Here is a 10,029-nt window from a genome sequence, read left to right as displayed (position 1 = left end):
GCTCCGCGGGGCGCGGCCCCGCGCGGGGGGCGGGATGGGGGAGGATGACGAGCGCGCGCACCGGGACGGCTGCGCTCGGCCGACGACGGGAAGGGTGGCCATGGACCGCCAGCAGGAGTTCGTGCTGCGAACGCTGGAGGAGCGGGACATCCGCTTCGTCCGGCTGTGGTTCACCGACGTCATCGGGACGCTGAAGTCGGTCGCCATCGCGCCGGCCGAGCTCGAGGGCGCCTTCGGTGAGGGCATCGGCTTCGACGGCTCGGCCATCGAGGGCCTCTCGCGCGTGTCGGAGTCCGACATGCTGCTCAAGCCCGAGCCGTCGACGTTCCAGGTGCTGCCGTGGCGCAGCGACTCCGAGCACCAGGGGACGGCGCGGATCTTCTGCGACATCCTCACGCCCGACGGCCAGCCCGCGCGCTCGGACCCGCGGTTCGTGCTCAAGCGCGCCCTCGACCGCGCGGCGCAGCACGGCTACACCTTCTACACGCACCCCGAGATCGAGTTCTACCTGTTCAACGGGCCCCTCAAGCGCGACGAGGTGCCGGAGCCCGTCGACTACGTCGGCTACTTCGACAACTTCCCCGGCGGCACGACCCACGACTTCCGCCGCAGCGCCATCTCGGTGCTGGAGAGCATGGGCATCTCGGTCGAGTTCAGCCACCACGAGGGCGGACCGGGGCAGAACGAGATCGACCTGCGCTACGCCGACGCCCTGACGACCGCGGACAACATCATGACGTTCCGCACGGTCCTGAAGGAGGTCGCGGGCGAGATGGGCCTGTTCGCGAGCTTCATGCCGAAGCCGTTGCAGGGCCACCCCGGATCGGGGATGCACACGCACCTGTCGCTGTTCGACGGCGACGCGAACGCCTTCTACGAGCCCGGAGCGGAGTACCAGCTCTCCCGGACCGGCCGGCAGTTCATCGCGGGCGTCCTGCGCCACGCGGCCGAGATCACGGCCGTCACCAACCAGTTCGTCAACAGCTACAAGCGGCTGTGGGCCGGGGGCGAGGCGCCCAGCTACGTCTGCTGGGGCCACAACAACCGCTCCGCGCTGGTCCGGGTGCCCATGTACAAGCCCAGCAAGGGCCAGTCGGTGCGCGTGGAGTACCGCGCGCTGGACTCCTCGGCCAACCCCTACCTGGCGTTCGCGCTGCTGCTCACCGCCGGCCTGAAGGGCATCGAGGAGGGCTACGACCTGCCCGACGGCGCCGAGGACGACGTGTGGTCGCTCACCGACGCCGAGCGCCGCTCGATGGGCATCGAGCCGCTGCCGCAGAGCCTGGAGCACGCCATCGCGATCATGGAGGAGTCGGAGCTCGTCGCCGAGGCGCTGGGCGAGGGCGTGTTCGACTTCTTCCTGCGCAACAAGCGGCAGGAGTGGGCGGAGTACCGCTCCCAGGTGACGCCGTTCGAGCTGCAGCGCTACCTGCCGCTGCTCTGACCGGCGGCGGCGCACCGGTGGGCAGCGAGGGACGGGGGCTGGGGACGTGACGCGTGCCGCCGCCCCCGCGGGGCGCCGGGCCGGGGCCACGGCGCTGCTGGCGCGCGCCGGTTTCGCCGACCCCGAGCGCGCCCTCGCGCTGCTGCGCGACCGGGCGCTGGCCGACGTCGTCGACGTCGGCGAGGACGGCTCGGTGCCCGCCGACGACGCCACCGCCTCCCTCGTCCGCGCCCTGGGGCGCACCGCCGACCCCGACCAGGCGCTCCTCGCGCTCGTGCGCTGGTGCGAGGCCCTCGCGGGCGGGCTGGACCGCGCGTCCGCCCCGCACGAGGCCGAGGGGGTGGCCGCGGCGTTCAACCTCCTGCGCGGCGGCGACCTGCGCGACGCCGTCGGGACGCGCGCCCGGCTGCTGGCCGTGCTGGGCGGTTCCGTCGCGCTCGGCGACCACCTGGTGCGCTACCCGCGGCACTGGACGGTGCTGGCCTCGGCGAGCGCCCCCGACGCGGGCGAGCTGCGCGCCGAGCTGCTGCGCGCCGTCGGCGCGGACCCGTCCGCCGCCGTCCCCGTGGCCGGGCAGGGCCGGCGGGGCCGGCCGCCGGGCGACGCGCTCCGCGTGGCCTACCGCCGGCGCCTGGTCGGGCTCGCGGGCCGCGACCTCGCCGCGGCCGATCCGACCGCCGTGCTGCACGCGACGGCGTGGGAGCTCGCGGACCTGGCGACGGGCGCGCTCGAGGCGGCGCTGGCCATCGCGCGCTCGGAGCTGCCCGACGCCGGCGCGGCCGCCCGGATCGCCGTCATGGGCCTGGGCAAGACCGGCGGCCGGGAGCTCAACTACCTCTCCGACGTCGACGTCGTCTACGTCGTCGAACCCGCCGAGGGCCACGGCGAGGAGGAGGCGCTGACGGTCGGCGCGAAGCTGGCGGTCGCGCTGCAGCGCACGTGCTCCACGCCGACCGCGGAGGGCGCCCTGTGGGAGGTCGACGCGGCGCTGCGCCCCGAGGGCAAGAACGGCCCGCTCGTGCGGACCCTCGCCAGCCACGTCGAGTACTACCGCCGCTGGGCCAAGACGTGGGAGTTCCAGGCCCTGCTGAAGGTGCGGCCCGTCGCGGGCGACGTCGACCTCGGGTGGGCGTACGTGCAGGCCGTGGCCCCCATGGTCTGGAGCGCGAGCGAGCGCGCGGGCTTCGTCGAGGACGTGCAGGCCATGCGCCGTCGCGTCGAGGCGCTCGTCCCGTCCAAGGAGGCCGACCGCCAGCTCAAGCTCGGCCGCGGCGGCCTGCGCGACGTCGAGTTCTCCATCCAGCTCCTGCAGATGGTGCACGGGCGCAGCGACGACCGGTTGCGGCGCAGCGCCAACACCCTGGAGGCCCTCGACGACCTCGCGGCCTTCGGCTACGTCGGCCGCCACGACGCCGGGGAGCTGGACCGCGACTACCGGCTGCTCCGCTCGCTGGAGCACCGGATCCAGGTGTTCCGGATGCGGCGCACGCACGTGCTGCCGGTCGGGGAGGTCGACCGCCGCCGGCTGGGCCGCTCGCTGATGATGCGCGCCGACCCCGTGCGCCAGCTGGACGAGGTGTGGCGCGGCACCCGCCGCGACGTGCGCCGGCTGCACGAGAAGCTGTTCTACCGTCCGCTGCTGTCGTCGGTCGCGCGCCTGTCCGCCGCCGACGCCCGGCTGGACGGTCAGCTCAGCCCGGCCGCCGCGCGCGAGCGGCTCGCCGCCCTGGGCTACCGGGACCCGGCGGGGGCGCTGCGCCACCTCGAGGCGCTGACCAGCGGGGTCAGCCGGCGCGCGAGCATCCAGCGGACGCTGCTGCCCGTCATGCTCGGCTGGTTCGCCGACGGCGCGGACCCGGACGCGGGCCTGCTGGCGTTCCGGCAGGTGTCCGAGGCCCTCGGCGGCACCCAGTGGTACCTGACGATGCTGCGCGACTCCGGCGCCGCGGCCGAGCGGCTCGCCCACGTGCTCTCCGCGGCGCGGCTGCCCGCGGAGCTGCTGCTGCGCAGCCCGGAGGCCGTCGCGGTGTTCGCCGACGACGACCGCCTCGCGCCCTACGACGTCTCGGAGGTGCTCGAGGCCGCCGCCGCGGCGGCCCAGCGCCGCACCGACCTGGGCTCGGCCGTCGCGGCGGTGCGCGCGGTGCGGCGCCGCGAGCTGTTCCGCACCGTCGTCGCCGACCTCGTCGGTCGCCGCGACCTCGCGGGCGTCGGCCGGTCCCTGGCCGACGCCGACCAGGCCGCGCTCGAGGTGGCGCTGCGGGTCAGCGTGCGCGACGTCGAGCAGCGCACGGGGCCGCTGCCGACGCGCCTGCTCGTCGTCGGGATGGGCCGTCTCGGCGGCGCGGAGACCGGCTACGGCAGCGACGCCGACGTGCTGTTCGTGCACGACCCGCTGCCCGGTGCCGACGAGACGCAGGCGCAACAGGCCGCCACGGCCGTCGTCGCCGAGCTGCGCCGGCAGCTCGCGGCGGCCGGCCCGGAACCCGCGCTGGTCGTGGACGCCGACCTGCGGCCGGAGGGCCGCAACGGCCCGCTCGTGCGCTCGCTGGCCTCCTACCGCGCCTACTACGCCCGCTGGTCGCAGCCGTGGGAGGCCCAGGCCCTGCTGCGCGCCCGGCCCGTCGCGGGCGACGCCGACCTGGGGGAGCGGTTCCTGACCCTCGTCGACCCGCTGCGCTGGCCGGCCGACGGTCTCGACGAGGCCGCCGTGCGCGAGGTCCGCCGGATCAAGGCGCGCGTCGAGGCGGAGCGGCTGCCCCGCGGCGCGGACCCGCTGCGGCACCTGAAGCTGGGGCGCGGCGGCACGTCCGACGTGGAGTGGACGGCCCAGCTGCTGCAGCTGTGCGGGGCGGGCCGGCACGAGGCGCTGCGGACGACCTCGACGCTCGGCGCGCTCTCCGGCGCGGTGCAGGCGGGGCTGCTGGACCCGGCCGACCACGAGGTGCTCGTGCAGTCGTGGGACCTCGCCTCGCGAGCGCGCAACGCGCTGGCCCTGTGGCGCGGGCGGCCCGGGGACGCGCTGCCCACCCAGCGCCGCGACCTCGACGGGCTCGCGCGCCTGTTCGGCTTCGACCCCGGCAGCTCCGCGGAGTTCGAGGAGCTGTACCTGCGCACCACGCGCCGGGCCCGCGGCGTCGTCGAGCGCGTGTTCTACGGCCGCTGAGCCCCCGGGTCGCCGGGTCCTCCCACCACCCCGGCACGGCGGGCAGTGACGCGCCCCGGCCCGGGTCGTGCCCCGGCAGCCCCGGGACACGCCCGGCGGCGGGAGCAGCCGACGGTGCCTCAGTTCAGGGGACGGGTGCCCTCGGGGATGCCGCCGCCCGCGTAGATGCCGCGCGCGGCGTCCTGCAGGGCCGTGAGGGCGACCCGCTGCGTCAGGGGCCCGTACGTGATCCGGGCGACGCCCAGTTCCGCGAGCCGCGCCTGCGCGGGCACGCCCGGGATGCCGATGACGCTGAGCTTCTGCGGGCCGAACGCCTCGACGAGCTGCTGAACGGCGGCCTCGTCCAGCGGGCCCGGGACGAACACGGTCGTCGCCCCGGCCGCGAGGTAGGCGCGGCCGCGCTCGACCGCGTCGGCGAGGACCGCCTCGCGGGGGCGGTCGCCGCCCCGGACGAACGCGTCGGTGCGGGCGTTGAGCGCGAAGGGGACGCCCTCGGCGTCCGCCGCGGCGAGGATCGCCTCGACGTTCGCGGCGGCCTCGGCGAGCGGGCGCAGCTGGTCCTCGACGTTCGCCCCGACGACGCCGACCCCGATCGCCCGGCGGACCGTCTCGGGCGGGTTCCCGAAACCCCCGTCGAGGTCGGCCGTGACGGGCAGGTCGCCGACCACCTCGACGATGCGGCCGACCATCTGCAGGGTCAGGTCGAGCGGGATCTGCTCGCCGTCGCCGTAGCCGTAGGTCGCGGCGATCGAGTGCCCGGCCGTGGCGACGGCGCGGGTCTGCGGTTCGCCCGCGACCACGGTGGCGCTCACGGCGTCCCACACGTTGACGAGGACGAGGAGCTCGGGATCGGCGTGCAGGCGGCGCAGTTCGGTGGCCTTCTCCGCGGGGGTGGTCATGTCCGCGACGCTACCCGCACCGCGGTCGGGCGGAGGCCGCGGTGGGGCACCGTGACGCGGCCCGGGCGACTGCGGTAGGAAGGCGACCCCGGAGCGGCGACGCTCTCCCGCCCCCGAACCTCGGAGGACCGTGGACGTCATCGAGTTCACCCCCACCCCGGACGAGTACGCGTGGACGTTCGGCGGCGTGGCGCCGGTCCGGCGCATCCGCCCCGGCAGCGCCCTGAAGCTCTGGAGCGACGACGCGTTCTGCGGCCGGCTGCGCTCCACGGCCGACCTCGCGAGCGCGTCCCTGGACATGCCGTTCGTCAACCCGCAGACCGGCCCGTTCTACGTGGAGGGCGCCGAACCCGGCGACACCCTCGTCCTGCACCTGGCCGACCTGACGCCCGCGCGCAGCTGGGGCGCGTCCTCGCTCATCCCGTTCTTCGGCGGCCTGACGGGCACCGACCGGACCGCGACCCTGCAACCCCCGCTGCCGGAGCGCACCTGGATCTACGAGGTCGACAGCGACGCCCGCACGGTGGCGTTCCAGTCCGCCTCCGGCGACCTGACGATCCCGCTGCCGCTGGAACCCATGCTCGGCACGGTCGGGGTGGCGCCGGCCGCGGGAGAGGTGCGGGCCGCGCTCGTCCCGGACGCGTTCGGCGGCAACATGGACACGCCCGAGATGAAGGCGGGGGCGACGGTGTACCTGCGGGTCAACGTCGAGGGCGCGCTGTTCTCCGTCGGCGACGGGCACTACCGCCAGGGCGAGGGCGAGTCCTGCGGGACGGCGGTCGAGGGCGCGATGAACTCGACGATCCTCGTGGACCTGCTCAAGGGCGACGTGTCCGGCGGGGGGCCGGCGTGGCCGCGGCTGGAGAGCGACGACCACCTCAGCGTCGTCGGGTCCGCGCGCCCGCTGGAGGACGCCTGGCGCGCCGGGCAGGTCGACGCCGTGGGGTGGCTCGCCGAGCTGCACGGCCTGGACACCCTCGACGCCTACCAGCTGCTCTCGCAGATCAGCGAGGTGCCGCTCGCCAACGTGGTCGACGTGAACTACAGCGTCGTGACCAAGCTGCCCAAGCGGCTCCTGCCGCGCGCCGAGGTCTACGGCGGCGTGCACGACCGGATGCGGCGACTCGCCGCGGACCTCTAGGAGCCCCCGTGGACCTGCAGCTGACCGGCACCCGCGTCCTCGTCACCGGCGGCACCCGGGGGATCGGGGCCGCGTGCGTCGCGGCCTTCCTCGCGGAGGGCGCGCGCGTCGCGATGTGCGCGCGCACCGCGGCCGACGTCGAGGCCGCGGTCGCCGCGGTCCCCGACGGCCGGCTCACGGGCGCGGTCGTCGACGTCGCCGACCGCGAGGCCGTCGCCGCGTGGGTCGACGCGAGCGCGGCCGACCTCAGTGGCGTCGACGCGGTCGTCGCCAACGTCAGCGCCATCGCGGCCGCGAACGACCTCGCGAGCTGGCGGCTGTCGCTGGACGTCGACCTGATGGGCACCGTGGCGCTCGTGGACGCCGCGCTGCCCCACCTGCGGCGCGCCGGCGCCGGCTCGATCGTCACCATCGGCAGCGTGTCGGGCCGCGAGGTCGACGCGTTCGCCGGCCCCTACGGGACCGTCAAGGCCGCGATCGTGCACTACACGCAGGGCCTGGCCCACCAGCTGGCCGCCGAGGGCATCCGGGCCAACACGGTCTCGCCCGGCAACACCTACTTCGACGGCGGCGTCTGGCAGCACGTCGAGCGCGACGACCCGGCGTTCTTCGCCGCGGCGCTCGCCCTCAACCCGACCGGGCGGATGGCCACGGCGGAGGAGGTCGCCGCACCCGTGGTCTTCCTGTCCAGTCCCGTCGCCAGCTTCGTCAGCGGCACCAACCTCGTCGTCGACGGGGCCCTGACCCGCGGCGTGCAGCTCTGACGGCGCCCGGGGCAGGTTCGCCGGCGGCCCGTCGGCCCCACCTGCCCCGGGCGTTGCCGCCGCACCCGGCCGCATCATCGGGCAGGCTGTGCTCATGACGCACCGTGAGGGCACACGAGCGCAGCGCAGCCGAACCGGCGCCGCGCCGGTGCGGGGGGACTGAGCCGTGCTGTGGTGGCAGGCGCTGCTCCTGGCCGTCGTGCCCGCCGCCGTCGTCGGCGCGTCGCTGGGGCTGCAGCAGCGGTGGGCCCGGGCGCTGGAGGTGCGGCGGCTCGAGCAGCTGGTGAAGGAGCAGGACCACCTGCGCGGCATGGCGAACGACCAGCGCGACGCCGACGCCGCCGCCGACCGCGTCGAGCACGAGCGCGACCTCGTCTCGACCTGGCGCGAGGAGCGGCGCGGGGCGCACGAGGAGCTCATCGGCAGCCTGCTGCCGCTGGTCGCGACCGTCTCGGTGCAGGTGTACGACGCGATCCGGGGCTACTCGCTGACCAGCGGCGCCGCGGGCGGCGGGCTCGGCCGCTTCGACCGCGACCGCCTGGAGTCGCTCGAGAAGCCCGTCCACCTCGCCCTGCCGCGGGTCCTGCTGCTGGCCTCGGAGGAGGCCAAGGCGAGCGCGGCCGACGTCGCGCAGCAGGCCGAGACGCTCGTCATCAGCCTGATCTACGGCGGCGACCCGGCCTACTTCAGCGAGGACGTCCGGGGCGTCCCACGGGGCCGGCTGCTGCTGCGCGACCTGCACCAGGCCCAGGACGACTACGTCAGCGCTGCCCGGCGCGACGTGGGCACCGACGACTGACCCGGCTCCTGCCGACCGGCCCGGGGGACGGCCCCCACGCGCAGGAGGCCGCCCCCGGCCCCGCCGACGGGCACGGGGCCCGGGCGGGGGCGGGGACGGCCTCGAGGTCGTCCGTCACCGACGCGGCAGGTCGTGGCCGACCTGCTGCGGATCAGATGTCGAAGTACAGCTCGAACTCGTGCGGGTGCGGCCGCAGGCGGATCGGGTCGACCTCGTTGGTGCGCTTGTAGTCGATCCAGGTCTCGATGAGGTCGGGCGTGAAGACCCCGCCGTCGAGCAGGTACTCGTGGTCCTCCTCGAGCTTGTCGAGGACCGCGGGCAGCGAGTACGGGACCGTCTTGATGTTCGCGTGCTCCTCGGGCGGGAGCTCGTAGAGGTCCTTGTCGACCGGGTCGGCCGGCTCGATGCGGTTCTTGATGCCGTCCAGGCCCGCCATGAGCTGCGCGGAGAACGCCAGGTACGGGTTCGCCGACGGGTCCGGCACGCGGAACTCCAGGCGCTTGGCCTTGGGGTTGTTGCCCGTGATGGGGATCCGGATGCAGGCCGAGCGGTTGCGCGCCGAGTAGACGAGGTTGACCGGCGCCTCGAAGCCCGGCACCAGGCGGTGGTAGGAGTTCACCGTCGGGTTGGTGAACGCCAGCAGCGACGGCGCGTGGTGCAGGAGCCCGCCGATGTACCAGCGCGCCATGTCGGACAGGCCGCCGTAGCCCTTCTCGTCGTAGAAGAGCGGCTCCCCGTCCTTCCACAGCGACTGGTGGCAGTGCATGCCGGAACCGTTGTCCCCGAAGAGCGGCTTGGGCATGAAGGTCACGGTGCGGCCGTTGCGCCACGCGACGTTCTTCACGATGTACTTGAAGAGCAGCAGCTGGTCGGCCGCGTTCTTCAGGCTGTCGAACCGGTAGTTGATCTCCGCCTGACCCGCGGTGCCGACCTCGTGGTGCGAGCGCTCGACGGACAGCCCGGCCTTCTCCAGCTCGAGGCACATCTCGTCGCGCAGGTCCGCGAAGTGGTCGACCGGCGGGACGGGGAAGTACCCGCCCTTGTAGCGCGTCTTGTAGCCGCGGTTGCCGCCGTCCTCGGCGCGCCCGGTGTTCCAGGCCGCCTCCACGGAGTCGATGTAGTAGTACGACGAGCGCTCGTTGGTCTCGAACCGCACGTCGTCGAAGATGTAGAACTCGGCCTCGGCGCCGAAGAAGACGGTGTCGGCGATGCCGGTCGTCTTCAGGTGGGCCTCGGCCTTGGCCGCGATGTTGCGGGGGTCGCGGCTGTAGGGCTCGCCCGTGAACGGGTCGACGATGGAGTGGTTGATGACGAGCGTCTTCTCGGTCCGGAACGGGTCGAGGAACGCCGACGTCGGGTCCGCGATGAGCTTCATGTCGGACTCGTGGATCGCCTGGAACCCGCGGATCGAGGAGCCGTCGAACATCTGCCCCTCGGTCAGCGCGTCGGCGTCGACCGACGCCGCCGGCACGTTGAAGTGCTGCATGACACCCGGCAGGTCGCAGAAGCGGATGTCGACGAACTTGACGTCCTCATCCTTGATGAACTTCAGGACCTCTTCGGAGTTGCTGAACATCCAACCTCCAGGGACGGGATCGGCCCGGCAATCGGGCCGCCGCGGACGCGCCGACGCTAGGGGCGGAAGGTTTCGCGCCCGTGTCGCCGACGTTTCGCCAACGTTACCGAGGTCGTGGTGAAGGGCACACCGCGCCCCGCCCGCCACCGACGGCGGGTGGGGTGCGGGCCGCTTAGGGTCGGGGGGTGGCGGATCGGGGAGCGAAGGGCGCACGCGCGGCGCGGGGCGGCGACCCGGGGC

The 10,029-nt window shown here is 74.6% G+C and carries 7 protein-coding genes; 5 read left to right on the top strand and 2 right to left on the bottom strand.

The window, feature by feature from the left end; translation table 11 throughout:
- Positions 1 to 100: 100 nt before the first annotated feature.
- Positions 101 to 1,444 (top strand): glutamine synthetase family protein, encoded by a 1,344-nt coding sequence (locus tag GTR02_RS15815; RefSeq protein ID WP_166608458.1) that lies wholly within the window; start codon positions 101 to 103, stop codon positions 1,442 to 1,444.
- A gap of 46 nt (positions 1,445 to 1,490) precedes the next feature.
- Positions 1,491 to 4,610, top strand: coding sequence for a bifunctional [glutamine synthetase] adenylyltransferase/[glutamine synthetase]-adenylyl-L-tyrosine phosphorylase (locus tag GTR02_RS15810; RefSeq protein ID WP_166608457.1), 3,120 nt, complete (start codon positions 1,491 to 1,493; stop codon positions 4,608 to 4,610).
- Positions 4,611 to 4,729: 119 nt separating this feature from the next.
- On the opposite strand, the gene GTR02_RS15805 is transcribed toward GTR02_RS15810, so the two are convergent.
- Positions 4,730 to 5,509, bottom strand: coding sequence for an isocitrate lyase/PEP mutase family protein (locus GTR02_RS15805; protein WP_166608456.1), 780 nt, complete (start codon positions 5,507 to 5,509; stop codon positions 4,730 to 4,732).
- Positions 5,510 to 5,639: 130 nt separating this feature from the next.
- Here GTR02_RS15805 and GTR02_RS24580 point away from each other — a divergent pair, with 130 nt between their 5' ends.
- From GTR02_RS24580 to GTR02_RS15790, 3 genes are all read left to right on the top strand, one after another.
- Positions 5,640 to 6,650, top strand: a complete 1,011-nt coding sequence (locus tag GTR02_RS24580) for an acetamidase/formamidase family protein (RefSeq protein ID WP_166608455.1) — start codon at positions 5,640 to 5,642, stop codon at positions 6,648 to 6,650.
- A gap of 8 nt (positions 6,651 to 6,658) precedes the next feature.
- A complete protein-coding gene (locus GTR02_RS15795; RefSeq protein ID WP_166608454.1) occupies positions 6,659 to 7,414 on the top strand; it encodes an SDR family oxidoreductase in 756 nt (251 codons plus the stop codon).
- Between the two features lie 166 nt (positions 7,415 to 7,580).
- Positions 7,581 to 8,213 (top strand): hypothetical protein, encoded by a 633-nt coding sequence (locus tag GTR02_RS15790; RefSeq protein WP_166608453.1) that lies wholly within the window; start codon positions 7,581 to 7,583, stop codon positions 8,211 to 8,213.
- Positions 8,214 to 8,364: 151 nt separating this feature from the next.
- Here GTR02_RS15790 and glnA read toward each other — a convergent pair whose 3' ends face one another.
- Positions 8,365 to 9,789, bottom strand: coding sequence for a type I glutamate--ammonia ligase (gene glnA / locus GTR02_RS15785; RefSeq protein ID WP_166608452.1), 1,425 nt, complete (start codon positions 9,787 to 9,789; stop codon positions 8,365 to 8,367).
- Positions 9,790 to 10,029 lie beyond the last annotated feature (240 nt).

The organism is Kineococcus siccus, from assembly GCF_009906795.1.
Lineage (GTDB): Bacteria > Actinomycetota > Actinomycetes > Actinomycetales > Kineococcaceae > Kineococcus > Kineococcus siccus.
The sequence above is the reverse complement of the archived record's forward strand: the minus strand, read 5'-3'. Positions and strand labels throughout refer to the sequence as shown.